This window comes from Rhodovibrio sodomensis, assembly GCF_016583645.1.
GTDB lineage: Bacteria > Pseudomonadota > Alphaproteobacteria > Kiloniellales > Rhodovibrionaceae > Rhodovibrio > Rhodovibrio sodomensis.
Genome location: NZ_NRRL01000001.1, coordinates 67,725 through 93,920, shown reverse-complemented (window position 1 = coordinate 93,920; position 26,196 = coordinate 67,725). Strand labels below are relative to the sequence as shown.

The 26,196-nt window shown below is 67.5% G+C and carries 31 protein-coding genes; 7 read left to right on the top strand and 24 right to left on the bottom strand.

All coding sequences use genetic code 11. The features are described 5' to 3' along the window. Nucleotides 1–21: 21 nt before the first annotated feature. Complete coding sequence (locus CKO28_RS00500; protein WP_200338568.1) at nt 22–756, bottom strand: regulatory protein RecX; 735 nt, start codon at nt 754–756, stop codon at nt 22–24. Further along, complete coding sequence (locus CKO28_RS00495) at nt 746–1,108, bottom strand: hypothetical protein (RefSeq protein ID WP_200338567.1); 363 nt, start codon at nt 1,106–1,108, stop codon at nt 746–748. Before CKO28_RS00495 ends, CKO28_RS00500 begins: the two co-directional genes overlap by 11 nt. 233 nt (nt 1,109–1,341) lie before the next feature. Here CKO28_RS00495 and CKO28_RS00490 point away from each other — a divergent pair, with 233 nt between their 5' ends. Beyond that, nucleotides 1,342–2,010, top strand: coding sequence for a GIY-YIG nuclease family protein (locus tag CKO28_RS00490; RefSeq protein ID WP_200338566.1), 669 nt, complete (start codon nt 1,342–1,344; stop codon nt 2,008–2,010). Here CKO28_RS00490 and CKO28_RS00485 read toward each other — a convergent pair. The 7 genes from CKO28_RS00485 to CKO28_RS00455 form a co-directional block, all read right to left on the bottom strand. Then, the gene (locus CKO28_RS00485) at nt 2,007–2,327 is read right to left on the bottom strand and encodes a hypothetical protein (RefSeq protein WP_200338565.1); all 321 of its coding nucleotides are present in this window, start codon (nt 2,325–2,327) and stop codon (nt 2,007–2,009) included. The genes CKO28_RS00490 and CKO28_RS00485 overlap by 4 nt on opposite strands. After that, nucleotides 2,324–2,806 carry a PH domain-containing protein gene (locus CKO28_RS00480; protein WP_200338564.1) on the bottom strand — a complete coding sequence of 161 codons (483 nt, stop codon included), beginning with the start codon at nt 2,804–2,806 and terminating at the stop codon, nt 2,324–2,326. The genes CKO28_RS00485 and CKO28_RS00480 overlap by 4 nt, the downstream gene beginning before the upstream one ends. Before the next feature lie 147 nt (nt 2,807–2,953). Further along, on the bottom strand, nt 2,954–3,727 hold the full coding sequence (locus tag CKO28_RS00475; RefSeq protein WP_200338563.1) for a hypothetical protein: 774 nt from the start codon (nt 3,725–3,727) through the stop codon (nt 2,954–2,956). Nucleotides 3,728–3,816: 89 nt separating this feature from the next. Next, complete coding sequence (locus CKO28_RS00470) at nt 3,817–5,640, bottom strand: phosphoadenosine phosphosulfate reductase domain-containing protein (protein ID WP_200338562.1); 1,824 nt, start codon at nt 5,638–5,640, stop codon at nt 3,817–3,819. A gap of 23 nt (nt 5,641–5,663) precedes the next feature. Further along, complete coding sequence (locus tag CKO28_RS00465) at nt 5,664–6,278, bottom strand: DUF6927 domain-containing protein (protein ID WP_200338561.1); 615 nt, start codon at nt 6,276–6,278, stop codon at nt 5,664–5,666. A gap of 25 nt (nt 6,279–6,303) precedes the next feature. Beyond that, nucleotides 6,304–7,023, bottom strand: a complete 720-nt coding sequence (locus tag CKO28_RS00460) for a hypothetical protein (protein WP_200338560.1) — start codon at nt 7,021–7,023, stop codon at nt 6,304–6,306. Continuing rightward, a complete protein-coding gene (locus tag CKO28_RS00455; protein ID WP_200338559.1) occupies nt 7,016–7,489 on the bottom strand; it encodes a YunG family protein in 474 nt (157 codons plus the stop codon). Before CKO28_RS00455 ends, CKO28_RS00460 begins: the two co-directional genes overlap by 8 nt. Before the next feature lie 125 nt (nt 7,490–7,614). Between CKO28_RS00455 and CKO28_RS00450 the strand changes: the two genes are divergently transcribed. Beyond that, complete coding sequence (locus CKO28_RS00450; protein ID WP_200338558.1) at nt 7,615–7,947, top strand: hypothetical protein; 333 nt, start codon at nt 7,615–7,617, stop codon at nt 7,945–7,947. A gap of 30 nt (nt 7,948–7,977) precedes the next feature. Here CKO28_RS00450 and CKO28_RS00445 read toward each other — a convergent pair whose 3' ends face one another. The 14 genes from CKO28_RS00445 to CKO28_RS00380 form a co-directional block, all read right to left on the bottom strand. Then, on the bottom strand, nt 7,978–8,232 hold the full coding sequence (locus tag CKO28_RS00445; protein ID WP_200338557.1) for a hypothetical protein: 255 nt from the start codon (nt 8,230–8,232) through the stop codon (nt 7,978–7,980). Nucleotides 8,233–8,340: 108 nt separating this feature from the next. Then, the gene (locus CKO28_RS00440) at nt 8,341–9,363 is read right to left on the bottom strand and encodes a hypothetical protein (RefSeq protein WP_200338556.1); all 1,023 of its coding nucleotides are present in this window, start codon (nt 9,361–9,363) and stop codon (nt 8,341–8,343) included. A 394-nt stretch (nt 9,364–9,757) separates the two neighbouring features. Continuing rightward, nucleotides 9,758–9,895 (bottom strand): hypothetical protein, encoded by a 138-nt coding sequence (locus CKO28_RS00435; protein ID WP_200338555.1) that lies wholly within the window; start codon nt 9,893–9,895, stop codon nt 9,758–9,760. Nucleotides 9,896–9,950: 55 nt separating this feature from the next. Then, entirely contained in the window at nt 9,951–10,403 is a 453-nt protein-coding gene (locus CKO28_RS00430) for a hypothetical protein (protein ID WP_200338554.1), read from the bottom strand. An 11-nt stretch (nt 10,404–10,414) separates the two neighbouring features. Continuing rightward, nucleotides 10,415–11,284 (bottom strand): hypothetical protein, encoded by an 870-nt coding sequence (locus tag CKO28_RS00425; RefSeq protein ID WP_200338553.1) that lies wholly within the window; start codon nt 11,282–11,284, stop codon nt 10,415–10,417. A gap of 106 nt (nt 11,285–11,390) precedes the next feature. Beyond that, complete coding sequence (locus CKO28_RS00420; protein WP_200338552.1) at nt 11,391–12,548, bottom strand: glyoxalase superfamily protein; 1,158 nt, start codon at nt 12,546–12,548, stop codon at nt 11,391–11,393. Nucleotides 12,549–13,197: 649 nt separating this feature from the next. Then, the gene (locus tag CKO28_RS00415; RefSeq protein WP_200338551.1) at nt 13,198–13,908 is read right to left on the bottom strand and encodes a deoxycytidylate deaminase; all 711 of its coding nucleotides are present in this window, start codon (nt 13,906–13,908) and stop codon (nt 13,198–13,200) included. 48 nt (nt 13,909–13,956) lie between these two features. Further along, nucleotides 13,957–14,169, bottom strand: a complete 213-nt coding sequence (locus CKO28_RS00410; RefSeq protein ID WP_200338550.1) for a hypothetical protein — start codon at nt 14,167–14,169, stop codon at nt 13,957–13,959. Then, the gene (locus CKO28_RS00405) at nt 14,166–14,648 is read right to left on the bottom strand and encodes a hypothetical protein (protein ID WP_200338549.1); all 483 of its coding nucleotides are present in this window, start codon (nt 14,646–14,648) and stop codon (nt 14,166–14,168) included. The genes CKO28_RS00410 and CKO28_RS00405 overlap by 4 nt, the downstream gene beginning before the upstream one ends. Before the next feature lie 62 nt (nt 14,649–14,710). Continuing rightward, nucleotides 14,711–15,613, bottom strand: coding sequence for a hypothetical protein (locus CKO28_RS00400; protein ID WP_200338548.1), 903 nt, complete (start codon nt 15,611–15,613; stop codon nt 14,711–14,713). Nucleotides 15,614–16,067: 454 nt separating this feature from the next. Further along, nucleotides 16,068–16,313, bottom strand: a complete 246-nt coding sequence (locus CKO28_RS00395) for a hypothetical protein (protein ID WP_200338547.1) — start codon at nt 16,311–16,313, stop codon at nt 16,068–16,070. A gap of 139 nt (nt 16,314–16,452) precedes the next feature. Then, complete coding sequence (locus CKO28_RS00390; RefSeq protein ID WP_200338545.1) at nt 16,453–16,914, bottom strand: ParB N-terminal domain-containing protein; 462 nt, start codon at nt 16,912–16,914, stop codon at nt 16,453–16,455. Continuing rightward, nucleotides 16,911–17,222 carry a hypothetical protein gene (locus CKO28_RS00385; RefSeq protein ID WP_200338543.1) on the bottom strand — a complete coding sequence of 104 codons (312 nt, stop codon included), beginning with the start codon at nt 17,220–17,222 and terminating at the stop codon, nt 16,911–16,913. Before CKO28_RS00385 ends, CKO28_RS00390 begins: the two co-directional genes overlap by 4 nt. Nucleotides 17,223–17,327: 105 nt before the next feature. Next, nucleotides 17,328–18,572, bottom strand: a complete 1,245-nt coding sequence (locus CKO28_RS00380) for a hypothetical protein (RefSeq protein WP_200338541.1) — start codon at nt 18,570–18,572, stop codon at nt 17,328–17,330. A 346-nt stretch (nt 18,573–18,918) separates the two neighbouring features. Here CKO28_RS00380 and CKO28_RS00375 point away from each other — a divergent pair, with 346 nt between their 5' ends. The 4 genes from CKO28_RS00375 (at nt 18,919) to CKO28_RS00360 (ending at nt 23,248) form a co-directional block, all read left to right on the top strand. After that, entirely contained in the window at nt 18,919–20,079 is a 1,161-nt protein-coding gene (locus CKO28_RS00375; RefSeq protein ID WP_200338539.1) for a M20 aminoacylase family protein, read from the top strand. Between the two features lie 44 nt (nt 20,080–20,123). Beyond that, nucleotides 20,124–20,363 (top strand): hypothetical protein, encoded by a 240-nt coding sequence (locus CKO28_RS00370; RefSeq protein WP_200338537.1) that lies wholly within the window; start codon nt 20,124–20,126, stop codon nt 20,361–20,363. A 106-nt stretch (nt 20,364–20,469) separates the two neighbouring features. Further along, nucleotides 20,470–21,939 carry a sodium:solute symporter family protein gene (locus tag CKO28_RS00365; RefSeq protein ID WP_200338535.1) on the top strand — a complete coding sequence of 490 codons (1,470 nt, stop codon included), beginning with the start codon at nt 20,470–20,472 and terminating at the stop codon, nt 21,937–21,939. Nucleotides 21,940–22,546: 607 nt separating this feature from the next. Beyond that, nucleotides 22,547–23,248: a hypothetical protein gene (locus CKO28_RS00360; RefSeq protein ID WP_200338533.1), complete on the top strand. Its 702-nt coding sequence runs from the start codon at nt 22,547–22,549 to the stop codon at nt 23,246–23,248. Nucleotides 23,249–23,309: 61 nt separating this feature from the next. Here the strand turns inward: CKO28_RS00360 and CKO28_RS00355 are convergent, their stop codons facing one another. Further along, nucleotides 23,310–24,671 carry a glyoxalase superfamily protein gene (locus CKO28_RS00355; RefSeq protein WP_200338531.1) on the bottom strand — a complete coding sequence of 454 codons (1,362 nt, stop codon included), beginning with the start codon at nt 24,669–24,671 and terminating at the stop codon, nt 23,310–23,312. 403 nt (nt 24,672–25,074) lie between these two features. Between CKO28_RS00355 and CKO28_RS00350 the strand changes: the two genes are divergently transcribed. Continuing rightward, nucleotides 25,075–26,106, top strand: coding sequence for a GIY-YIG nuclease family protein (locus tag CKO28_RS00350; RefSeq protein ID WP_200338529.1), 1,032 nt, complete (start codon nt 25,075–25,077; stop codon nt 26,104–26,106). Nucleotides 26,107–26,196: the final 90 nt, after the last annotated feature.

Genomic DNA, 26,196 nt, shown 5'->3' with positions numbered 1-26,196 from the left:
CGCCCGGCTGTCAGCACTTGCCTAGGCGTCCGGGTCGTCCAGCAGGGCGACCGGGGGATCGGGATCCGGAAAGCTGTCCTGCTCGAGCGCCTCGACCGTCTCGGCGTCGACGATTTCGAGCGCTAGGTCGAAGCTGAACCCGGCGCGGGCGAGTGCCGCCAGATCCTTGTCCCGCCGCGCCGCCCGCTTCTCGGGATCGTTCTGCCAGGGGCCGAGCCGGCGCTTTCGCGCGAGCGTCAGCGCGGCCGCGCGCTCGGGGTCACCCGGGGTCTCGTCCTGCAGGGCCGCGAGGGCGTGGCCGACGAGCTCGTCGGACAGGCCCTTCTCGCGCAGCTTCATCTGGATCATGCGCGTCGACTGACCGGCGCGATGCAGGCTGGCCGCGCGTCCCTCGGCGTAGGCCTTGTCGTCGAGCAGATGGACCTCTTCAAGACGGTCGAGCTCGGCATCGATCAGCCGTTCAGCCTCGTCGAGCGAACTGCTGTGTGCCTGCACGCTCTTGTACGCCCAGGTCATCAGCGAGCGCTTGAGGTTGGCCCGGCTGGTCGCCCAGCGCTCCAGGTACCAGAGCGCCTTGTTGTGGATGCGCTCAGCGGTGACCGGCTTGGGTCCGCGCGGCTTACGACTGCGTTTCGCCGTTCGCGCGTCGTCGCCCTCGCCGTCGTCCGTCGAGAGGCCGCGCGGTCGGTCGTCGATCTCTGCTTGCTGGCGGGCGAGCCATTCCGGCGTGGGGTCGGCCGGAGTGTTATCCGACATGAAGTGCCTCCTTGCGTCCGCGGGATGCGCTGCGCGGTCTCCTTCGGGGCGCGTTGGCCGGCTTGCAATCTAACACGGCCAGGGCCGAGCGGTTTCCATCGACGATCAGCTTGTGCGTGACCCGTGTCGCGAAGGCGGCGGCGCTGACCATCGTGAGCAGGCCGCCGGCGAGGGTCACCGGGAGGGTCGGCTGCAGGATTTGGTGCAGCCACACGAGCGCGGCGGGTACGCCGATCAGGACTGTCAGCCAGATCAATCCGGTCAGCATGCCGTGAAAAGGGCTGACCGGTGTTGCACAGCCACACAGCAGGACGCTGAGCATGGCGAACGCGCCCAGGAGGGGGATGATCATGGCGATATCGGGCACTGTCCGGCCTCACAGTCGAGGGAGCCACGCGGGCGCTACGCTGGAGAGGGAAGTGGGGTCGTCTCGGGTAATCGGGCTTGCGGGCTGAACCGGACCGATCCCGCGGCGCTTCCATCATCGGCCGCTGCGGGATCGCTCGGCTATCCGGTTCTTGACCGGCTTGGCTAGGACCCGGAGATTGCCGTTATCGGCCGGTGGGGCTGCTGGCGAGGGTCGAGATGAGGAGCGATACACAAGACGGGATCGTCTACATCCTGTCCAACCAGGCGATGCCGGGTTTGATCAAGATCGGGCGCACCGGAACCGGACGCCTGCGCCAGCGGGTCTCCGAGCTCTTCACCACCGGCGTGCCGCTGCCGTTCAACGTGGAGTTCGCCGCCCGCGTATCGGACGCATGGGCAACGGAACGGCGCTTGCACCAGGAGTTCGGTGGACAGCAGGTCGCCGCGCGGCGCGAGTGGTTCTGGCTGGACCCCGAACGCGCCCGGGCGGCATTGGAGCCGGACAGCCTGGAGGACATGACCCCGCAACTCCTCGCGGACAGCGCGGAGTTCCCCATCGAGCTGATCGATGCGGCCGCGCGCCCAGGTGGCCGGCGGTCCAGCATGGACTTCTTCGCCATGGGCCTTCGGCCCGGGGACCGGCTGATCGAGATCGACAGTGGCCGCTCGGCCTACGTCGAGGACCGCCGGCGTGTCTACTTCGAGGGACAGCACGGCCGCTATTTGAACGACATCTACCGTGAACTGCATGGAACCCGGCGCAAGAACCGCTGGCGCACAGAGGACGGCTACAGGGTCTGGAACCTGTTCTACCAGGTCCAGCACGGCGACCGTCCGCCGCCGTGGCCGGAACGTCGGCAGGCCAGTTCGGAGACCGGGACCTAGAGGGCCCAGGCCAGCATCAGGGTGATCAGCACCCAGAAGACGAAAAAGCCGCCCAGCATCACGGGCAGCTCGCCGATCAGACCGTCGCCCGCCGCCACGGCGAAAACCACCAGGACGCAGACCGTCACGCCGAACCCGATCAGGGTTGCCGTCTTCAGGCCCATGCCGGGCGCGAAGGTGGCCTGCATCGCGCCGATCGCCTCGGGCAGAAGCAGGGCGGCCGTACCGATGGCGATGGCACCGACAAGCAGCAGCGCTCCGACGATCACGGCCGCCGTGCGGCGCTCGTCGGCATTGCGGTTCGGATCCCGGCTCATCCCGGATCACCCTGGGCCGTCTTGCTGTTCACGATCTCCTGGATGCGTCGGGGTTGCGGCATCCCGTTGATCACGATCTCCGGCTGGTCGCCCGCGGTCCAGAAGGTGACGCGGCCGGTGCCGAAGATCCGGTCGAACAGGCTCTGATAGACCTCGACCGTCCGTACGCGTTCGTGGCGGATGAAGGTCTCGGTCTTCGACAGGATGCCCCGGACGACACGGGTGGAGCTCTCATCCAGACGGACGTTCAGGGTTTTGCAGGCGACCCACCAGTACAGCAGGATCAGGATCGAGAGCGCGGCCGCACCCAGGGTGAAGGGCGCCGCCTGCTGCAGCTCCGGGCTGCGGTAGAAATAAAGAAACGGGATCGCGGCGGGAGAGAGCAGCATCAGCACCAGCGCGGTGAACCATAAGGGATGGTTTCTCACCATCGCCGGATTGGCTGCGTAGAGTGCTTGCTCCGGAGACTCTGCTGCCATGAGTTGGGGCTTCTTCGCTTGTCGTTGCTGGGCGGGGAGAATAATGCCAGGCGCGGATGCGGGTGCAACCAGCAAGGTCGTCGCGCACACGAGGTCGGTTGTCCGGGGCTCTCTTGGTATGCGTCTCCGGCAGCCTGACCCGGCGGGTCAGGATCCCTCAGGCACGGTATCCAGCGTGTAGGGTGCCTCGGCGCGCTGCACCCGCGGCGTGCCGCCGTAGAGGTTGACGACCGTGATGTAGCAGGTGGCCGCGATCCAGAAGAGAACCGGTGCGCAGAGGATCGCCAGCGGCTGCCAGGCGAGTACGGCCGCCGTGTAGGCCAGAATGGGCAGGGCCGTGTAGATGCCCAGAAGCCGCGCCCGGCTCTCCAGAAGGATCAGGAGATCGAACGTGTCGACATCCGGCTTGGGGCCGCCGTCCGCGCCGAAGTACTGAGCGCGTGCCATCCGGTAGCTGTCCTGCGGGGGCAGCAGCGAGGCCGTAAAGGCACTCAGCCCGAGCGCCAGAAGCGGCCGGTAGGCGATCTCCTCGATCACCGTCACGCCCGCCTGGTGCAGCACGACCATGAGCGAGATCCAGAGCGCCGGCAGCATCAGGAAGTAGGGCACGTTGCCCTGCAGCACCGTGAGCGGCGCGATCTGTGTGGGCAGGTTCAGCCCCCGCGCCCCACTGCTCACGCGCTGGGCCAGCGCGGTCGCGACAAGGGCCATGTTCGGGCCGGAGACCAGGATGATGACGGCTTCGGCTGCCAGCATGGCCGGCAGGCCGAGCGGCTGAAGGATGCGATAGAGCATCGACGCGCCGCCGTAGAGGGCGATCACCAGCACGAGCCACGACGGCCAGGCGAGTTGCAGAACGCGCAGACCCTGGATCGCCCAGCGCTTGTGGTCGTCCGGACCGGGTTTGATCAACTTGGGCATGGCCGTCCTTCGAGTGGGTGACGGCAGGGGCTATAGCGCACCTGGGCGGCGGCTCGAAAGGGCGGCGCGCCCGGCCCGGGAGGCCGCGCTCACGCCGCCCTGCGCGCGGCCGCGCCGGCGCGGCCAAGCAGGGCCTCGGTCGGCATGCCCTTCCAGAGCCCGCGGGCGAGCAGTTTCTGGGTCAGCTGCATGCGTCCATCGATCCAGGTCAGCTGACCCTTGGCGGGCCGGACAATCCGGTTCGCCAGGTAGAAGCGCACGGCCGTCTCTGGGGTCCGGCTGCGGGCGTGCTCGACCGAGATCGAACTCAACGGGTCGCCGGCCGCAGCGATCACGCGCTTGGCGCGGGCGACGTCGACCTTGCAGAAATCCGCTTCCTGGAACGGCGGGTCACTGAACAGCGGCCTGGGATCGCTCCGGCCGGCGTCCAGCTCAATGCCGGACGCGCGTTCCGATCCCAGGCCGGAAAGATCGATCGTTCCGAGTTCTGGAAGCGCGCCGCGCGGGGTCCGGCGCCCCTGATCGAGGTCGACGCTCTCGCCGCCGTCGATCACCGCGCTGTAGAGCTTGAGCGCGTGGAACGGCTGCAGGAACAGGCCGTAGAGAGCCCAGTTGAAGTCGATCGCGATCAGTTCGGCCGGACCCAGGAAGCGGAACAGCGGCTGCTTGCGGGCGAAATAGGCGTCCGAGAGGCCGAGCCCTTCGCCGCCCTCGTGCTGGCGGATCAGGCGTGCTTCCTCGGGCTCCTGGCCGCTCTCGCTTTGTGCGCGGAAACGCGCCGCGCGCTCGGACTCGCGCAGATCGAGCGTGGCGAGGGCGCGCAGCAGGAAGGCACAGACCTCGGCCGAGTAGCCGCCGGGGGCGAGCGCCATCCGGTCGTTCTCGACCTTTCGTGGCATGAAGCACCGTGTGGTCCAGTCGAACTGGCTGCGTGCGATCCAGGTGCGCAGCGCCAGGACATCGCGCAGATAGGCGTAGCGGGGACTCTCGGCGAGCGCGCTCAGGGACTTGTCGTCCTGGCCGGTGACCACGCACATGGCGCAGCCGTGGCGCGCCCCGCAAGCCGCGCGCGGCTTGTCCTTGCAGATCTGGGTGATCACGCACTCCCCGCCGCCGCTGTCCCGGTAGAGCGCGACCGTGCCGTCGAAATCGTGACGCCAGGCCGGGAACAGGGCGTCATCCCGCTGTCCGGCGAGCGCCAGAAGCTCCCAGACATCGCTCTCGGACCAGTGGCAGATCGGCGCCAGGGTCCGGTTCAGCAGGCGGTCCTCGTCGTCCCGGATCTCGGCGATTTCGATCGCGCTCTCGCCCCGGGCGGTCATGCGCTGGGATCGGCCGGCTGATTCGGCGAAGCGGGTCCCGACCAGCAACACCGGCATCTCGAGACGCTCGAGCCGGGTCAGCCGGTCCTGGGCCTCGGTTCGCGTCACCCCGTCGTCGGAGGCGAGCGCCTCCTGGCAGCGGGTCTTGTGCTCCGGGATCAGGGCGCGGGCCATGCGGGTGCCGGGCTTGACTTTCCAGTCCATCGAGCAGCGCCGGGATGCCGCGTTAGCGAAGGTCGGCAGGGCGAGCCCGCCAACGACCTTGACCGCGAAGCTGTCGGCGAGCGACGGGCCCGATACCCGGATATCGACCGGGATCTCGCTCTCCAGCGCGTAGGTCTCCAGCTGGTTGAGCTGGTCGCGGGCGTGGCGGCGGACTTCCGGGTTCTCGATCCCGGTATCGTTGTGCAGGACCGCAAGCGGCAGGGGGCTGCCGCCACGCGCGACATGACGCCGGAGCGCCTCGACCGCCGCGATCAGGACGGCAGTGGAATCCTTGCCGCCGGAGTAGGCGACGGCGACCAGTTCGCCGTCGGCGAAAAGCCGCTCGACCGCCTCGACGCTGGTCTCGAAAAGGGTCTCGACGTCCATACGGACCTCCCTGGTCCAGGCGCCTACCTGCGCCGGCGGAGCCGCGGGCGCACGGGCAGGTCGGTGTGACCGTCCTTCTTCCAGTCGCCTCGCTCGCGCCACCGGGAGAGAACAACACAAGGGCCGATGACGCCGGTCGGCTCGATGGCGAAGAACCGGCTCTTGGCGAGCAGGGCGAAACGCGCGTAGCGCCGTCCGTCGGCGAGTTCGATCGGCGCGTCGAAAGCGATGATGTCGCCCCATCCGATCTTACGGGCGGCCGCACGGGCCGCGTGCCGCTCCCGGCAGGCCGCGCGCCACGCCATGGCGTCCGCGCTGTCGGTCGGGCTCAGCCGGTCCAGGATCCGCTCCGGGCAGCGTGTCTGCTGCGGTCCGGCGGATTCGGAGACCTGCTTGTAGGCGAAGGTCAGTCCGTCGGCGGCGTTGGGGATGTGGCGGATCTGCAGAATCACCGCGCCCACCCGGACGTGTCCGGTCCGTTGGTCGGTTTCCTCGATCGCGACGTAGCCCTCGGTAGCGTGGTCGAGCAGTGCCAGATCGAGCACTCGGTAGGTGACGCGCCCTGGCTGCGCGCTCTGCATCCGCTCCTTGAAGTGGGCCGCGATGTCCCGCGGCTTGGACGTTGCGATCCAGCCCATGAACTGCTCCCGGGTGGTTCGAGACCTAGATCCAGACGGCGCTACCGCTCTTGCGCGGGCGCGGGCGTGCCGGCTTGGCTTGCTGCGTCGGACGCACGACCGGCGTCTTGTCGCGGCCGCGGATCAGGGTGACGGCGAAGGTGAGGTCGTCGTGGCAGAAGGAGTGTTCTCCCAGCAGAACTTCGTCCGGCTCGAGGGTGTCGAGCTCGCTGCCGTTCAGGAACAGGCTGGCGTCGATGTAGGGCAGCTCGCCGTCGCCGCCGGCGACGACGTTAATGTCGGCCTGATAGCCACCGCCGAAGTCGGCGGTGTAGCTATAGAGGCAGGCGCCGGCTTTTTCGTCGGCCGCGCGGTCGCCGTCCAGGATGGCCTGGATGTCGTCGGCCTGCCCGCCAGGAACCTCCAGGGTGACATGATCGCTGCAGATCAGGACCTGGAGCGGCTTACCGCCAACCCCGGTGGTTGTGATCTCGCCGATCGGGCTGGTGGCGAGGGGCGCCTTCAGGCTGACCGTCTTGCAGCCCAGTGTACGGCCGTCGCCACCCGCGGCGGGTTTCACGATGACCTGCTGCTCGACATGACCGTGCCGGATCGGGGAGATCTTGCCGTGAACCTCGACCTCCGCGTTGCTCGCCCTGGTCTCCAGCGGCAGTCGTCCGGTGTCCGGATCGCCGGTGCCGGTCAGTACAGCACTCGCCGCGTCGATCAGTTCGCCGGGAAAGATCAGGTGGATCACGTCAGTCATGGATGGCTTCTTGTCTGGTGGCGGGGGCGTCGCCCGGCGCGATGAGCGTGGGCGCGAGGACGGTGAGCGCCTCCCGAAGCTTGCGGTAGCGCCGCGCGGTTTCGGGGTTGCTGAGCAGGTAGGCGCGCGTGCTCGCGTGGCCGCCCCGCTTGGGCTCGGCGTAGGAAAAGCGCGTGCCGGGCGGGAACTGGCGGCGGGTCAGGTCGACCTCGCGGCCGTCGATCAGGTTCTTGTAGTGCCCGAGGTGGGTTGTCTGGTGACGGTGTCCCGGCAGCGTGGCGACGCAGCGCAGCAGGCGGCCGCCGCAGATGTCTTGGACCACCAGCGCGGTCACGGCGCACTGGCCCCATGCGGGGTTGAGCGGCGTCCAGTTGTCAGGATCGTTCGAGCTGGCGGCGAACCAGGCCCGAGGCAGCAGGCTTCGCTCCAGGAGGGCGAGCCTGGCCGACGTCGGCAGGGTGTGCATTGAGCGCCTCTATGTCGGTCGATTCTTGAGGAAATTGGGTTCACCCGCGGTCGCCGGGGTTTCTCCGATGTTTGATCGCGCGTAGGGTCGGTGCCCGGGGGCGCTGTCGATCAGGGAGAAAGCGTGTGCGGATCGCTGTCGTGCTGGCGGTGCTGTTCGCGGTCGCTGGCGGGCCGTTTTACGCGACCTGCTCGATCTTCGTGGTGCAGCCGATCGGGGCGGTGCCCGAGGGGCGCACGGTGATCATCACCCGCCTCAGCTCGGTCAATTTCATCGACAGCGCGGATGCCTGGTGCGCGCGCAACCAGGATCGCGTGAACATTCTGTGCCGTGCCGCCGTGCTCGGCCGGGTCGCGGGCCAGGCGGAGATCATCGCGCGACTGCCCTACAGCGAGACGCTCTACGAGCTCTCGACCGGCGGCGTCCGCTACGTCCAGGACTCGGACAGCGGACAATGAGCCAGGCCGGTCGCGCCTAAGGCCGGCCCGTCAGTAGTCGTCGGTCGCGGCCAGCCGGATCGACTTGCTGCTTTCGGGCATCACGGCCAGACGGTCGCGGTCCATGCTGACGCCGCGGAAGGTGATCGCGACGCTGCCGTCACGGTTGGTGCGCACGGTGAACCGGCCCTGCTCGGTCTGGATTTCCACGAGCGGCAGCTCGCCGTTGATCCCATCGGTGGCGTGTTCGGGTGTGTCGGCGCCGTTTTCCTGGACCTTGAGATGACGCGTGGAGGGTTGGGTCATAGGGGCCCTATCTGATCAGCGAGGAGGGTGGCGGCGACCAGTGTGACAGGTCGCCGCCGTTTGGAGCACGTCTCAGGCTTGTGACGCGCCCTCAGCCCCTGGGTGGGCTCAGCTCTCGCGCATGGCCTTGACGGCCCACGGCGGCATCGTGTCATCGACGTTGAGCGACCAGTTCTCCGGTGCTTCGAGTGCGTCCGCGTTGGCGCCGGCGAGGCTCTCCTCGAGGTCAGCGTGCGCGGCTTCGGTGAGTGGTTGCGCGCCGCCATCATCGTCAACAACCTGGGCAATCACCAGTCGCTCCTCGACCCTGTCCCAGACCCAGCGCAGCATCGAGGGCGGGTGCTGGGCGCTGAAGTGGTGCTGCCACAGGGTATAGGCGTCGCCGTCTGCGCAGGAGCCCGTCATGACGTAGCGAAACGGCCGTGCGTCCTCCAGGCGTGCGATCACCTGCGCCGCAAAGGGCTCATGCCGTTCGGCCAGGCGCTCGACGTACGCACGCGCCTCGGCGTCCGACGCGAAGCGGTCGCCCTCGCGCACGATCTGGCCGCAACGCACCGCCCAGCCGGTCTGCTGGGGGCGGCGCTTGCCCGGCGCCAGCTGGCGGAGTTCGATTGGGTTCTGGGAGACACGGTCAGTTGGCACGGTCGTGGTCGAGAGGTCGATGTCGATGACCTGATAGTCGAACTCGCTGCTCGCGTGATCGAAGAAGGTCTGGACGACCCCCATGTCGGACAGGGTGGTCGGGTCGTCGACGCCGGACTCACGGGCGATGTCCTCCCGCTCCCAGCGCTCCAGGCAGAAGGACGCGAGCCAGGAGAACGCGTCCTCGCAGCGCAGCAGGGTCTGATCGTCGCCCCACGGCGTCTCCAGGATCACCAGGGCGTAGCCGTCGAGGCGAGCGGGTGCTCGCGTGTCGCCGAGCGCGGTGACGTCGGGCACGCCGCTCTGGTCGGTGTCGATGAGCTTGAGATCCCGGTTCATCACCTGGACTTCGTTGTAGCCCAGGGTGCGGGCGAGGGCCGTGAGCGACTGGGCGTGGCTCAGCTTGAGGCTGTGCGCCTCGGCCAGGTGGCTCGCGAGGTTGCGGGCCATCTGGGTGGCCTTGGGCTTGTCGAGATGGATGGTCGTCATGGGACAGGTGGCTCCTTGTCCAAGGCGCGTCTGGTCTCGCGCAGAAGCGCGAAATCCGGGCAGGCGACCCCGTGACCTCCCGGTACCGGACCAGCGCGCTGGCGTTCGGAACCGAGATGATAATCGATCGTCGAAGAGAGCGGATTTACCGTCGGCGCTGGCGCCGGGGGTCGGTGGGCTGTCCGCTGGCCCTGTCACCAAGGTGGGTCCGGCCTGGCCGGGGCGGCCTCCTTGGCCCGAGAAAACAAGGAGGCCGGCCTGGTCTGGCCGACATGCGAAAAGGCCCCGGGCGGTGAGCCCGGGGCCTTTCTTGTGGGTCCGGCGAGGAGCCGGACGGATCCGTGTCATGTCACGGCAGCACGGTCAGAGGGCCGCGCGATCAGGTTGTGTCAGCTCAGCTGCTGTGCCAGCGGTCTGGGAGCGCGAGGAGGGCCCGGAGGCGCCGGGGAGATCGCGTGCCGGTCAGCCGGATGATCGGCAGGATCGGCGACGTGAACCCGGGGGTGGCGTGCGTCAGGGGATGGTTCTGCATCCGCGCCTCCTCAAGACAGGGGTTGTGTCTGTGAAGATGGTGGTGGGGCGGGTGGTTAGCTCCCCGCTGTCAGATCGACGATGCGGTCCATCAGGTTGATCTGCGGGATCGGCGTCGGCTGGCCCGGCTGGTAGCTGTCCAGCGCGGTGCGCAGCCGCATCAGATAGCGCTGGCGGTTCGGTTCGCCGGCGAGCGCGTGCGGGTCGACCTGGAGCGCCTCGCTCAGACGCGCCTTGAGCGCATCGGAGACTGGAGCGCCTGCGCCCATCAGGATCACGCAGGCGACTTCGGGCATCAGGGCCGTGTCGGCGTTCTTGGTGCTGTCGGCGACCTGGAGAGCGAAGCGATCAATGTCGGCGGCGTGCGCGCAGATGTAGGACTGGCTGTCGCGGTCCAGCCGATCCGGAACCGGGATGAAGGGTCTGGCGTAGGCGATATCGTCCTGGATCGCAGCCAGGAGATCGAGCGGCGGGTCGCCGCCGAAGGTGGTCGGGGAAAACCAGCCCATGAAGGCTCCTTTCAGGCTGCTGCGGGGGTTTCGGGCAGGTCCGCCTCAAGCGCGTCGAGCGCCGCTTGGCGTACGGGCGAGTCGTGATCTGGATGCGGGTCCTTGCGGACGCTCTCCCGGGTCAGGGCGCGCAACTTCATCGGCACGCTGAGGCCCTGGTCGATCAGGGTCCTGGCGGCCGCCTGGAAAGCGATCGCGGCTTCTTCGGGAACACGCGGGCGCGCGGCGCTAAGGCAGATGTCGTCGTTCAGGAACGCGCCCAGCGCGGCCGGGTCGGGCAACGGCGCCGGCCAGAAGTCCATGCGCGGCACACTCGGCAGCAGATCCGGGCGACCGTTCGCTGTGATCGTGCGCGCGATTCGCCGCCAGGCCGCCGGCTTGGAGGCGACGATGCCGCCAACAAGGGTCATGGCGCGCCGTTCGTTGGCGTCCATCGGGGTACCGGCTTCGAGGCGGTCGCGCGCGAGCGCGTTCAGCACCGTCTGGATTGCTTGCCTGACCTCCTCGGCGATAACGCGCTCGTGCTCGACCACGCGGTCTAGGTAGGGCAGACGGTCTGCGAGCTGCTCCTTGAGCATGCTGGCCAGGACGATGCCGGGCACGCGACCGCAGTCGGCGAGGAGGGCGGTCAGGTGACCCAGGCGCGCAAGGCGCTCGCAGCTCTCGGCGGCGATGTAGAGGTCCTCGGCCCAGCCATCGAGGTTGTGGGCGAGGTTGGCCGCGAGCTGGTCCGGCCGCGTTGCGCCGGTGGCGCGGGCGGAGGCGTTGGAAGCGCAGATCAGGTTACGGACATCGGCCGCGGCTTCGCGGGCGCCCTCGTTTTCGAGCAGGCCCGGGCCATCGACGATGCCGATCGGGTAGGGGCGGACGGGCGTTTGCATGATGGCGGCACCTCCGGGCGTCTTGGTTTCTGAGTAGAAAGTGGTGCCGCCCGCGGAGAAAAGGCCGGCGTCGCACGATTGCGACGCCGGCCCTGAGCGCGAAGGCTTAGCGGCAGTAGGGCGTGATCACGCACAGGTACTCGCCGGTATCGTGCTCGATCGGCCTGAAGGCGTCGTCGGTGTTTTCGAACGCCTGCAGGGCCTCGAGCCGGTAGTCGAACCGGCTGTCGGTGGGCTGCTGCCGCTCGGCCAGGTCCGCGTCCGGGTCGTCGGGATCGGCATCCTCGGGCAGCTGGTCGGCGACCCGGGTCAGGGTGATGTGGTGCGGGCGGCCGTTGATCAGCACCGAGCCGATCGCCTGCTCCTGCTGGTCGCGGAAACGCGGGGTCTCGTGCAATTCGAAGCGCACGGGCAGGTGCGTGTCCGGGTCGCGCGCCGGTGCGTCCGGCTGGCGGGCGGCCGGCTGGCCCGCGAAAGCCGCGGCGACGTCGAGGGCTTCGCCGAGACTCTCGAGCCCGGCCATGTCGCGCCAAGCGCCGTCGCGATGGACGACCACACGGTATTCCCAGTCGGGGCGACCGCGCATCGCGTCGTCGGGATCGCGCGACGGGACCGGGTTGACGACGACGCGGCCATCGCCGTCGATCGGATCTGACTGCTGTTGCGCGCCCATCTTCTCGATCAGCGTGTGCGCCTGGCTGTCGTCGATCAGCGCGAGCCCGTTGACCTCGCGCTCCGGATCCAGTTCCAGGAGCGCGTCCATCAGCTGGTCCAGCTCCTCGGCCCAATCCCCGACGTCCAGCCAGGCGGCTGAGTCGATGTCCGCGTCGTCCGCGAGCGGAAGGCCGGCGAGCAGGGCGTCGATCTCCGGCTGACACTGCAGTAGGCGCGGCGAGATCCGGCCGTCGCCCTGCTGGGCCGCGGCGATCGCCGCGCGCAGGTCGGGATCGGAGAGGGTGCGTGCGAGGTCGATCTCGACTTGGCCGATCTCGTCCTCGTATTCGCCGGTGTGGACGTCGATCAGACCGTAGGACAGAAGCGTCCACTTGCCAGGCGCGAGCGGCTGCTGGCCGATCTGCTTGATCACCGGTGCGCGGGTTCCTTCCAGCGCGGCGAGCATGGCGTTGTGGTTCCGGAAGCCCAGCATCTGCGCGGTCGCTTCCAGGGCGTTGACGTGCGCGAACTTGCCGCCGCCGGCCTTGAGGAACGTCTTGAGCTGGCGGGCCATCGACTTGGCGCGGGTGTCGTCGATCTTGAGATGCATGCAAAAGGGTCCTTCATGCGTCTGACGACGCGATCGGGCGCACGCGGCGCGTTCAAGCGCGCCGGCGGTCTTTTCAGGCGGGAGGGGTCCCGTTGTCCCGCCCGTCATTCCCGTCGCGTCTTGGACGATGAAGAACGAGCGGTGCAGTCATGGTCTTGCAGGCAGGAATTTGCCGTGGGGCCGATGGGCCCTGGGACCGGACGAGGTCCTGCACCTCTCTCTCAGGCGGGGATCCGCCCATCGGACGGCGCCCTCTGGAAGGAGGGGCGCCGTCGGATGGAAGGACCGTAAATTTTTCCCGACAGTGTCGAAAGTCTAGACGGTCGAATGCGCCGGCCCTGCGGGCTTGGGCGTTGGGATCGGCGGAACGCGATGACGTTTGATGAAATCCATCACCTCCTGGAGCTCCGCGGTCCCGTCGGCGCGCGCAGTGCTTCAGGGCTGCGTCCACCAGACGGTTGTCACGGTAAGCGAGCCGAACCAGCTGGTTCATCACCCGGGCATGTGCTGGTGACATCAGGCGAATTGCGGGCCTCCGGTTGGTGTCAGGACGAAGCTGCGCGGAGAGAGGTGGGGCTGGCGCGCCGGCGATGATCGGGTGTCATCGCCGGCGCGGCAACTCGGCCCGGACGCGAGGGGTATGGCTGGATCAGAAAGGGGGTGTGTCGGTGAGCTGATAGAGCGTGCGCTTGAACGTCTCTTCGTCGAGCTGCATCAGTCCGCCGGCGATCTGCTCCAGGCTTGGCGCGTCCGCGCCCATCAGGTACAGCCGCCGGCGCAGGGCGAGCAGGTCGAGTGCCGGGCCCTCGTACCATTCGAGGGTCACGCCGGCCTCGGCGAACTGGATCATCGAGATCGCGGCGTCCTGGCGCCAGTACTCGCTCACCTGCTGGTCGGGTTCCGGGCAGACCACCCGGCTGATCCCGCGCTGGACGATGCTCTTGGCGCACTCGGCGCAGGGGATCTGGGTGCAGTAGAGCGTGGCGCCGACGACCGGCTGCTCGGCGTTGTCGAGCGCGTTGCGCTCGGCGTGCGCCATCAGCTTCAGCTTGGCGCTGCGGACCTGAAGGCGGCTCGGACTGTCGTCGATGCCGCGCGGCAGCCCGTTGTAGCCCCAGGCGATCGGCTTGTTGCGGGCACCGGAGATGTAGGCGCCGACCTTGCGCCGGGGGTCCTTGGAGTAGGCGGTCTTCTGGACCGCCTCCGACATGCCGCGGTGATCCCAGTTCGACATTTCAGCGCCGCGGCGCGCGGCGACCATCTCGGCCAGCCGGGTGTCGAAGACCTCCAGCCCCTCGTTCTCGCAGAGAATGCCGAGCGCTTGCAGCAGTTCGAGGTCGTGGTCGATCGTTTCCGACATGTCGGAGTCCTCGCATCGGTGAGCTGAGCGGTGTTCTGGCGTGTGCGCCTAGAGCGGACGAAGGGGCGTGCTGGACGGCGGGAACTGGCTGTCCCAGCCCTCCAGCCACCACCTGCCGATCAGGCCGCCCTCGGGGCCCTGGTCGCGCGGCACCCCGTCCTGGCCCGCCTTGTAGCCCTTCTCCTGGTACTCCGCACGGAGTTTGGCGTCGCTCTCCGGCGTGGCGATCGCGGGTTTGGCAGTCACCGTTGGCGTGGTCATGCGTCGTGCGTCTCCATAAGGGCGCGCAGCCGGCTGGCGGCAGCGTGTCCGGCTTGGTTGAGGGTGTGGGTCCACGCCTGGCCGTTCGACCGGGTGTTGATGTAGCCGAGAAGGCGCAGCCGGGTCGCGGCGCCGGGGGCGGGTCTCCCGACCATCAACCCCTTGCGGTCGACTGCGCCGCTTGTCTCGGAGGCGTAGGTCTCGTTGCCGAACCGGTCTGCATCGACCCGAAAGCCCGCAGCCATCTTCTGCAGAAGGGCGCGCTCGCACAGGCTCAGGGTTTCGAGCGGGTCGCGGCGGCGCTCGGCGATCTCGCGTGCGCGATCGACGATCCGGACCGGCTTCCAATCCCAGCCCGGCGGGCGGGTGTCGATCAGCAGGCCGGGAAAGTCACGCGCGGGTACCATTCGCGAAGGCTCGACGTCGCGGCCCAGCTGGATCGCGTTCGAGAGGCCGGAAACGGGAATGCTTCGGGTCATCTTGGTCCCTTCGCTTCAGTCACGCTAGGGGGAGGTGGTGGCACCTCCCCCGGCGCGTTGGTCTAGTTGTCTTCCTGGATCACCAGGCTGTGGCTCTCTGCCGGCTCGCAGTCGCAGCTGCAGGACGGACACTCCTCGTCGACGCCACAGAACCAGGAGCCCTCCCAGTCCTTGTCACAGTCCTCGCAGTGGTAGTGGTTGAGGACGCAGTGGATGGTCGGATCGATCCCGAAAGCCGCGCAGGCGGCCAGGGCGGCCTCGCCCTCGCTCGGGTAGGAGCGGCTGGGCGCCTGCTTTTGCGGGTTTTTCGACGCCGGCATGTACCAGACCCAGCTGTCGCCGCGCTTTTCGAGGAGGATGTCGCGGTGCGTGCACTGGTCGATCGCCATCGACGCCAGCTGATGGTCGAACCACGACTTCTCCTTGCCGTAGTCGGCGTTTGCGATCTGGTTGTCCGGGAGATCGTCGGCCGGATCCGTGTTGGTCGGCTCCGGGTCGGCGTGGTCCAGCGGGCAACCGTCCTCGTCGTGGTACATCCCCAGCAATTCCCGCGCCTTGTCGTAGAGCGCCTCCTCGAGGACCGAGCGGTTCCGGTCGAACCAGTCCTGCCTGGTCTCGCTTGGAACCTGGGCGGCGTCGTCGGCCACCATCTCGGCGGCATCGTCGGCGTTGATCGCGCAGACGCAGGACCCCCGCGCGCGAAGATCGGTGACGATCGCTTCCTCGCAGAGCGAGGACAGGCCTGGTGCCGGGGCCTGAGGGCGCGCGTCCGTTGGCGCCTGGCCGGCCGAGGGCGCCGTCTTCATGAGCTGGCTAAACTCGTGCAGCGAGTTGAAGCCGAGCGCGGCGGCGAGCGCCGTCATCGCCTGCTGATGGCCCAACTGGAGGCCGTGCGCGTCCTTGAGGTGCGCGCTCAGGTTGCGGGCGGTCTGGGTGGCCTTCGGCTTGTCGAAGGTGATCGGCATGACTGTGTCTCCAGCACATCCGCGTGGCTGCACGACGATCGTGCATGCGGGCAGGACGACCCCGTTACCTCCCGACGAGCCAGGCGGAGCTGGGTCACGGTCAGGGAAGAGAAGTTCGATTCGATGACGGATTCACCGTGCGCGCGGCTGCGCGTGGGGTCGGTTGGCTTGCCGTCGGCCCATATCCGGGAAATGGGTCCGGCGTGTCTGCCTGGACTTCCCGTCGTGCAATGAGCGGGAGGTCCAGGCAGAGACGCGTGGGCAACACGAAAACGACCCGGACGCATGCGGGCCAAGGCGTTTGCCCTATGTGTGGAAACACAGCCTCTAAGCGGTTAGAAGCCGCAGAAAACAAGGGCATGAACAGAAGACAGCCGCCGGAAAAATCACCGGCGGCTGTCGTTTTTTTCGGATAGGCGGGTCAGTCGGCCCCGCAGAGGTGCGGATTGCGGGATTAGCTCGGCCACCAAACGCGCTCGACACCAATCCATTCGAGGGCAGCGCGCGCTGCTGATGGGCTGTCGAACTGCTTGAGGCGCGCTCGTACTTCGCGTCCCTTCAAGACATCGCAAGTGAGCTGAGACGCTTCATTGAGGCCAATGCCGCCGTCGCGGAGCGTCTTCGTCAATTTCACTTTGTTCAGTCCCGGCACCCATCCCTGGATGCAAACATCAACGCCGCCGTCGCGTGTGCCGGTCATGTAGCCACCCTCCTCGGTTCAGCATCAGCCCCGCCTCCTGAGACATGTGGTGCGTTTTCCACATTTACGGCAAACGCCTTGGCATGCGGGCGTCCGGGTCGCTGCCTCGCTTGTTTGGCTGATTCCGCGGCGTTCTGGTTCAGGCCTCCATTGGAGGGCCAAGGCCGACCGCGGTGGTGATCTCGCCGATACCGTATTCGTGGATCAGCAGATAAAGGCGGTGGAACCCGTCCAACACCTTCAGCCGATCGTTATGCAACAGGGCGATCACGGGGCGATGAGCGAGCGCGGTCTCGATACCCTCTGTGTCAAACCACGCCCGGAGGTCGGTGAAGCGTGCGATCTCCTCCGGGTAGTCCACGCTTTCCCGGGGCGGGAGCATCCCGTCCATGAAGTCCCGGGGGTCGGCGTTGGCCACGGCCGTGAAACACGCAGCTGGAACGCGACAGAGCCGATAAGGATAGTCGAACTCATCATCCTCGAGGAACTCGAAGACGTCCCTGTCCGCAAGCGATGCCGCGTCCAACGGCGTTCCGGCGTGCCACCATTCCGGCAGCTGAACCTCTGTCGTGGCGGCCGGACTGCGTTCGCAGCCCGTCATTCTGCCGCGAGGAGCTGGTGGCTGCTCTGGCAGAGCTCAGATGCGCGATCCCTGGGATCGAGTGATGGCACGGGGGCAGCAAGACCTTGCTGGGCATGCAGCCGCAGGCTCCGCTCGAGCGAAGGGCGGTCGGATTCCGCGTATCTGTGGGTCTGGATCAGACGGTCGGCCTGGTACATCGCGAAGTCGGCGACGATGGTGTCGATGTTCCGGTACGACATCAGCCGCAGGGCCTTGCCCAGATCGAGTGCGGCTTCCTTCGCGCGTGTCTCATGAAGGGTGGCGTCGGCGGACGGGGAGTTGTGCATGCGGGCACTCCTGGGCCTGGCGTTGAGGTCGGCACGTGTCTCGAAAGTGGGTGCGCCCGCCGGGACGTGCCCGGCGGGCGCGGGTCGGTGCGGACCGGATTACGATCAGCTGGCGACCGGGAAAGCGAGCGCGCCGCAGCGATGGCACTCGCGATCGGTGAAGGTGTCGCCAGCCTCCATGCGCTGATTGGGGCTGCGGGTGGACTTCATGGCTTCGCGCGGCGCGGCGTGGCCACAATCGTCGCATTCGTAGAGCACCACGGGCTCGCTGCCGGCCTCGCTACCTTCCGGCTTGCCGAGGAGACGCAGCGCCCGGATCGCCGTGGCGTCGCCCACGCTGGCGATCTCACGAACGTGCTCGAGCGCCTGCGCGTCGCGTCGGGTCGCGTTCGCGTCGTCGGCATCCGCCAGCGCGTGGGTGAACGACTCGACACACCAGCCATAGCGATCCGAAAGCCAGTCCGCGATCTCGGCGTCCGGGTCCTCGATGCGCTCGGCGGCAGCGTCGATCACGAGGTCGCCGGGGAGGCCAAGCGCCGCCGGGTCTTGGCCGTCCGTGTCCCACCGGATGTCGGCGATGCGGATGGGGCGGCTCGCGGCAGCGGCCGGGCCCTCGCCCTCGTGGCGGACATCGCCGACGTCCGGCGCATCGAGCGCGATAACGCAATACCGTCCGAGTTCGTCAGCATCGAGGGCGTAGCCCTGCTCGATCGCCGCGGCCCGGTCCCGCAGGTTCCAGGGTCCGGAGACCTGGGCACCTGTCGGCATGCGCCGTGCCGTCTTTTGCGGTCCGCTGTCGGGCTCAGGCACCTTGCGGTAGAGCGGGTCCGCCAGCGGCATCACGTGCCGGGTGATGCCGTAGCTCTCATCCTCGATCATCTCGAAATACAGCCAGATCGCCTCGTCCCGCTCAAGGTGGGAGGCTTGGAGCTCATCACCGTCCGCCAGGCGCGCCATGGCAGCGGGCACCATCTCGGACAGCGCCTCCTCGTTGCCCTCGACGGCCTCGCTCCACCAATCCTGGACGAACGCGAACAGCGCGTTCTTCGCGTCCTCTTCGGTAGCGTGCACCGAAATGTCCTCGCCGTGACGGTGGAGGACGGACAGGGTGTGGACGATGACGTCGGTGACCGCGAACATCTCCGCGGCGGATGCAAGCGCCGGGGCGGACGCCTGCGCGCTCTTGATCTCGGCGCGCATCGTCTGGCGGTTACGGTAGCCGAAAGTCGCGGCCAGGGCGTCCATGGCGTGAGTGTGCTGCAGGGTGACCTGCTGCACGCTGGACAGGTGCTGGCTCAGGCGCCGCGCCATCTCGGTGACCGCGGGCTTATCGATGCGAAGCTGAGTCATCTCTGAAGTGGTCCTTCACTGCGCTCGCGCGGGTCCAGCGGGGATGCTGAGGAGCGAGGGGATCCCAGTTGCCTCACCCACGAGACCGGCGCGAGGAGCGACGAACCGTTGGATGATCAGGCGTCTTCACTGGCAGATTGACCGTACCCGCGTGTCTCACGCGGGCTGGGATCGGTGGGCTGGCTGCCGGCCCTCATAGCGAATGTGGGTCGCAGCCAGCCGTTCTGTCCCTGAACTTCAACGTAATTTTGGTGTGCGGTATTGACCCTTTGGCTCGCAAGTGGTGGCGTCACGAACAACTCCGGATAAGCTGACGGTGTCGACAGGTGGCAGGGAGAGCGGTCGAATGGCGTTCGACATCGACGCGTTGAAGGATCAGCTGGTGAGCTGGCGGCGCGACCTGCACCGCCATCCCGAACTCGCGTTTGAAGAGGAGCGCACCAGCCATTTCGTCGCCGATCGGCTCCGGGACATGGGCATCGAGGTCGTCACCGGCCTTGGCCGGACCGGTGTGGTCGGCAAGATCGAGGGCAGGGGTGGCGGCAACCGGGCGATCGGTCTGCGCGCGGACATGGATGCCCTTCCGATCGAGGAGCAGACCGGGCTGCCCTATGCGTCGGGGAATGCCGGTCGGATGCATGCCTGCGGGCATGATGGCCACACGACGATGCTGCTGGGCGCCGCGCAAGCCCTGGCGGAAACCAGGGACTTCTCCGGCACGGTCTACGTGATCTTTCAGCCGGCCGAGGAGAACGGCAACGCGGGCGGCCGGGCGATGATCGATGACGGGCTGTTCGCCTCCTGCCCGGTCGACGCTGTCTATGGCCTGCACAACTGGCCTGGGATGGCGGTCGGGCGGCTGGCGGTCCGCGCGGGGCCGATGATGGCCTCGATGGACACCTTTGATATCGATCTGACCGGTGCCGGCGCGCACGCGGCGATGCCGCACCAGGGGCGTGACCCCATCCTGGCGGGCGCGGCCATGGTCAGCGGTCTGCAGTCGCTGGTCAGTCGAGAGATCGCCCCGAGCGATTCTCTGGTGATCACGGTGACCCAGTTCCATGCCGGAGATGCCTACAACCTGATCCCGGTGACCGCAGCCCTGAAGGGCACGGTGCGGGCGCTCGACCCGCAGGTCCGCGAGCAGGCGGAAGCGCGGCTGAAGGAGCTGATCGACGGGTACGCCCGGTCGCATGGCGTGTCGGCCGAGGTGCGCTACAGCCGCGACTATCCGGTCACCGTGAACACCTCCCAGGAGAGCGAGACTTGCGCGCGGGTCGCCGAGGGCGTGGGGCTCGAGGTCGAGCGCGACCGCGCCCCGGCGATGGGTGCCGAGGACTTCGCGTTCATGCTCGAGGAGCGGCCAGGCGCCTACGTCTGGCTCGGCAACGGGCCGAGCACCGGCGGGGCGAACCTGCACAGCCCGACCTATGACTTCAACGACGAGATCCTGACGACCGGCGTGCGCTACTGGACCCGGCTCGTCGAACATCTGATGCCGGCCTGACGGCCGGCCCCCGACTCAGAGTGCCGTCCAAGGAGGGCATTGCTATGACAGGCACGGAGCAGAAGGCGCGGGCCACGCCGACGCGCGCGTTCACGGTCTTCACGATTGTCATGCTCGCGCTCGTCACGTTCCCGCTGTACGGGGTCGCGAATGCGGTCGAGCCGATGATCCTGGGCCTGCCGTTCTCGATGGCCTGGGTGGTCTTCTGGATCCTGGTGGAGTTCGTCGGCCTGATCGCGTTCTACCGCTACGAGTTCGCCGGCGTCTCCGACCGGGCATCCTAACATCGGCCTGCATGGTCACATCGGCCGTGTTCGCGTGCAGGACGGCTGTTAGCGCCCTGTCGCGGAACGTTTTTTCGCCGTCAGCAATGGATCATGGGAGATCGGCATGACGGACTGGATCGCGGCGCTCCTGATGATGGGCATCTATCTGGTGTTCGCGTTCGCGCTGGGGCTGGCGGCCGGGCGCGGACACAACCGCTTCTCGGTCTCGGAGTACGCCGTGGGCGACCGCAACTTCGGGACCATTGTGATGTGGTTCCTGATGGGCGGCACGATCTTCTCGGCGTTCGCCTTCCTAGGCGGCCCGGGCTGGGCCTATTCCAAGGGCGCGGCCGCCTTTTACATCCTCGCCTATACGGCGATGGGCCTGCTGCCCTGGTATCTGATCGGTCCGAAGGTGGCCCGCCTGGGCGCCGAGCGAAACTACTTCACGATGGGCGACCTGCTGAAGGACCGCTATCAATCCACCGCGCTGTGCGTGATCGTGGGCGTGGTCGCGGTGCTCGCCTTCATCCAGTACCTGACCCTGCAGCTCAAGGGGATGAGTTACGTCTTCAACGTCATGACCGACGGCGCGATCCCCTACTGGGCCGGTGCCCTGATCGCCTATGGCATCGTCTGCATTTACGTCATGACCTCGGGTGTCCGGGGTGCTGCCTGGTCCGACGTTCTGCAGGGCGCGATGATGTTCATCATCGCCTGGATCGTGGGCCTGACCCTGGTCTTCTCGCTCCACGGCGGACCGGGCGCGATGTTCGCCGACATCGCCCAGCAGAAGCCGGACTTCCTAGTGATCGGCCAGGAGAACTCGCCGATGTCGGCGACCGCCTACTCGACGGCGATCCTGGTTTCGGTGATCGGCTTCGTGATGTGGCCGCACCTCTTCACCAAGAGCTACGTCGCGCGCGAGCGCACGATCAAGAAGACGGTGATCGCCTATCCGATCTTCGCCATCTTCCTGATCCCGGTGCTGTTCATCGGCTTCTCCGCGATCGGCGTTGTGGGGTCGGATGCGGTCGATAGCGCGGACCAGATCCTGCCCTACATGATCACCAACGAGCTCGGCGTCTCCGGACTCGTCTACGGGATCATCGGCGCGGGCGCGCTCGCCGCGGCGATGTCGAGTTCCGACGCGATCACCCACGGCGCCTCGGTCTCGCTGGGCCGCGACGTGGTGCAGCCCCTGAAGCCCGACATCAGCGACCAGACCCTGCTCTGGATCATGCGGGCCGGGGTCGTCGTGGTCGGCGCGGCCGCCTATTACTTGGCGGTGTTCGGTGCGCAGGGCATCGTGCAGCTGCTGCTCGGCGCCTATGGGTCGATCGTCCAGTTCGCGCCGTCCGTCTACGGAGCGCTGTTCTGGCAGAAGGCGCGCCGGGAGGGCGCGATCGCTGGCCTGATCGCCGGTGTCGTCGTCAACTTCTGGTTCCAGGTCGTCCAGGGTGGCGACACCCCGCTCGGGATCGATCCCGGCATCCTCGGGCTGGTGGCGAACCTGATCGTGTTCGTCCCGCTCAGCCTCGGCCTGGGTGGCGCCCGTTATCCAGACCAGGCCAAGAGCTTCGTCCGCGCGTAGCCGTGCCGGGCAAAAATCTCGCCATGACAGGCCCCGGCCGCACCGACGGTGCCGCCGGGGCCATTTCCATGGTTAGGCGCTATGGTTGGTGCCGGCCTGTTCGCCCTGGGCGTTATTGGAGTGTTCACCTACAGCTTTCTCTATGCGGGCCCTCCGGACAACTTCGGTAAGCTGGCTTCCGACGATGTGCCGAAGGCCGGGGAAGTCCACTAGGTGTCGCGCGGCGAGGGCTAGGTTTCTGTCCGATCACGCCAGAGAAATGCGGTCCAAGCTCAACATCCGCGGCTGACGGGCCAAACTGACGATGTCGGATCTCCAGAACGGGTGAGCGTGAGATGGTATCGGCTGATTTGCTGGCGACGCGTTTTCGCGAAGGCGACAGGCTTTTAAGCGACGGGGCGTATCGCAGCCGCGAGACGACCCAGGCGTGGGTGGTGGTCTGCGCTTGCCGCAGCCCGCTTAGGATGATGGACGTCCAGGCGCGGTTGCTTGACACCCCGGGCGGGCGGAACGCCGCCCGCCGCTTCCGCGAGATGTGTGCACGGTACACGGTACTTGCGGGCGCGCGCCGACAGGTCGTCAAGTCGGACGCGGATGGCGCCGTCTGATGGCCCGTCATCTGATCGAGGCGGTTGCCGAGCCGGTCGCGCCCTGCGTGCTCGCCGACCAGCTGGGCGAGGCACGGCGTTTTCTGGAGGCGCGCTTGAGAGCGCTCTATACGCGGCTTCTGGAGAGCGAGGCCGATGCGCTCGGGCTGGCGCTTAAGCACGGTCGCGTGGATCTGCGCGGTGACTCCCGCCCAGCACTTCTGAACGCGCGCGTGCGCGACCAGAACCCGACGGAGGTGGTCAACATGACCGCCACGCTCGTCCGTCTCGAGGACGCCGCGCGCTGGTTCGGAACGGCCGATCCCGATCTCACGGTGATCTGCGCTCATCCAACGACCAGCGGGGTCGCGGGTCCAGACGCGCCGGCTGAGCCGGACCTGATGATGCACGGCTCGGGCGGGCGCGAGGTCTGGGTCGAGGCCAGCGACGTGGTCACCTGGGACAGCAACGACGCCCCGAAAGGCAAGCTCCGCTCTCTGGGCGTGCGTCCCGGATCGGCGGAATGGCGGGATCACCGGGAGCGTTACATCGCAGGCTCACGGGTGCTCGGCGAGAAGCTGGCCGCGGGCGGCGTACTCAAGGCCTGGGCATGCTTCCGCATGCTGGCGGTCGAGGGGAGTACGCGGATCGTGGAGGTGCGCCCGCCGGCGCGGGAATTCACAACCGCCACAGCGCGCGCTGGGGACGCCGCGCAGGCCTGATCCCTGAGCCAAGCAAAAACGCCCCGGCCGGCCGGCCGGGGCGTTTCGTGCGAAGGGCGCCTTAGGCGCCGGTGGCCTCGGAGAGGGCGCGCTGAACCTCGTTCAGCCCCCAGTGCTCGACCAGGAAGGCGAGCTGGCCGGACGGGCCCTGGTTGTTGACCGAGGAGGCGAGCTGCCAGGTCCGCTCGACGGCCTCGTCGGCAGCAGCGTCATCCTCGACCGAATTGGCCGCGTTCGCGGCCATCTCGCTGACCTGGTCGTAAACGAGATCGTCGAGAGCCTCGGTCAGCCGGTCCTCGTCACCAAGCTGGGCGACGGCTTGCCGGATCATGAGGTCGATCGCGGGCTGGGCCAGCTGGACCCGATCGAGCGATCGGTGGTCGAGGGTCGCCAGCGTCTTGAGCAGGAAGTCGATCGAAGCGATCACCCCCATCTGCTCGACCAGGCACGCGAACGCACAGTCGATTCCGTCGATCTCGAGCTCGGTCGATGCATCGTTCGCGGCATCGACGTCATGATTCGAGTTCAGCACCCGAAACAGGGTTTCGGCCGTACCGCCCGCTTTGCGGAAGGCGTTGATCACCTCGGTGGTGCCGGCGGGCAGATCGCTGGCGCGCTGGTCGCGCAGACCGCGAACCGCCTCGATCAGGCTGGCGGCGTGCGCCAGGGCCTCATTGGACGGTTGGGTGCCGAGGTCTTCGATGAGGCCGTTCTCGGCGTCTCGGATCTGCAGGCTTTCCGGCTGATCCTCGTGGGTGCGGTGCTCCACGAGCTTCCAGGGCGCGGGCGAGCGGTGGTCGATCAGCCACTGCAGCAGTTCAGCGCGGTCAGGGTGCCGGGCAACGACGTCGCGGGCAAGCTGTGCGTACGCGTTGACCGTAAGCTCGGCATCGTAGGGAGAAAGTCGCTCATCGAGACCTTCTGTGCGAAGCAGGCTCTCCATGCGCGCGACCATGCGCTCGGCTGAGACCGAGAGGTCTGGAGCGCTGGCGCCGACCACCTGGACCTGTTCGAGCTCGATCGTGGTGTCGTCGATCTCCAGGCTGCCATCTTCTGTGAGCTGCTCGGCCACCTCCTGCTCGGACGTCGCCGTATCCAGTTCGAACAAGAGCTGCTGGATCTGGGTCAGGACGGCGTCGTAGGTGGTGCAGACGACCGTGTCGGTGGTGTAGTCGTGCGTGGCCTTGAGCAGGTAGACCTTGCCGGCGGGCGCGCTGCCTGCGCTCGCCGTCGTCTCGATCGGGCCCGAGGCGGCTTCCTGAAGCTTGGCCTCGGCCGTGTTGTAGTCCGCCCAGCCAAGCGCTCGGGCGAGCGCGTCCAGGGCTTGCGTGTAGCGGAACCGCTGCTTTGGCGTCTCCGCAACGGCGTGCTGAAGCGTCCGTGCCATCTCCTTCAGGCGCGGCAGATCGATCTGGATGTTCATCCAGCTAAACTCCCATCACATCGGACGGCGGGCTCCCGCAGGTGCGGGATACGTCAGGGCGGCGCCATTACCCCGACAGGGCCGGCCGTCCGGGTTCTGGGACGGATGACTCTCTCGGGACGTCACTCCGGGTGCGGGCTTTGCCGTACCCCGCGATCCCGCGGGGCGGCGCCGGCGGGCGCCCGCGCGCCTTGAACGCGTCTCTTGCGAGGACCGTTCGTCCAAGCGGCGTTCATCGAGAAACGCCGCTTGGAGGAAGGGTCTGATCCGGATCTGGGGTTGTTGATTCGGTTTTGGTCCTGGCGACATGATCGATCGCCCCGGGGTTGCCCGCTGGGGACGGGCCGTGCCACGGCGCGACGCGGGCAGAAAGTAGGCAGACGATCGTAGCGAGGGGCGATTCATGGCGCTTGAGACGCCGGTGTTCCGCGTGCTCATGGGCTCTGGCAACGCGTGCTTCGGCCACGCGCTGGCCAACAGGGTCGTGTTCAAGCACCGGCCCCCGGATGCCTACCAGCGCTACCTCGACGGAGAGGACGAGGCGCTTCGCGACGAGATCACCCGGATCCTTACCGGTCTGCATGGCGGCCAATCTCCCGACCGTAAGACGGTGACCACTTACCGCAATGCGGTGATCCGTTTCCACGAGACCATGGGTGGCCGAGTGGTCACCTATAGCGAAGGCGATCTCTGGTGGGCCGAGCTCGATCCGGACGGAATGTCCTGGCTATTCGAGGAGAAGGATGAGGGCTCGAGAGGCGCGCAGCCCGCGATCACCCACCTCATGGCCTACCCGCTGCGCAGAGCCTGGACGCGCTTCGCGCTCGACGGCGTCAACATCAATACCCGGATGCTGGCGAGCGCCCACCGGAGCTTGAGCACGTTGCGCACCGAGTTCAGCATGGCAAACCCGAAAGTCGCGCGGTACTTCAATGCGGTGGTCGAGGGCGAGGATCTCGGCCCCTGGCACCTTGACGATCGGTGGGCTGCGCGTGAACGCCGGCTCGCGCGGCAGGGCTCGGAACGTGACCGCGGTCGGGACATCGCCGGCAAGCTGATGCGGTTTCTGGATGAGGCGGACGTTTCCTATACGGTCGTGCGCGACGGCAAGCACGATGGCCAGCTCTACGCCGCCTATGCGGACGGCCTGCCAGGGTGGATCAAGATCGGATACACAACCGGCTCGGATCCGAACCAGCGTCTGAGCGACCTGCAGACTGGGAATCCTTTTCCACTGCGATTGCTGGGCACGCGCGACGCTCCGATCGCGCCGTTCGCCGAGACGATTGCGCTGGAACAGCTACCGGGCGAAAAGCGCGCCGCCGGCGGTAGCGAGTGGTTCTGGATCGATCCGAAGACGGCCCAGAATGCCATGGATCGGGGTGCGGAGGCGGCACAGGCGGCACGCCGCAGGTTGCTCGAAACCGCGGCGTGACCGGGCGCCTCGGGGTGTTTGGAGCGCTCCCGCACAACGATACGCCCGGGAGCGCGGGCTCCCGGGCGTCGTTGCTCACTTGGTTTTGGC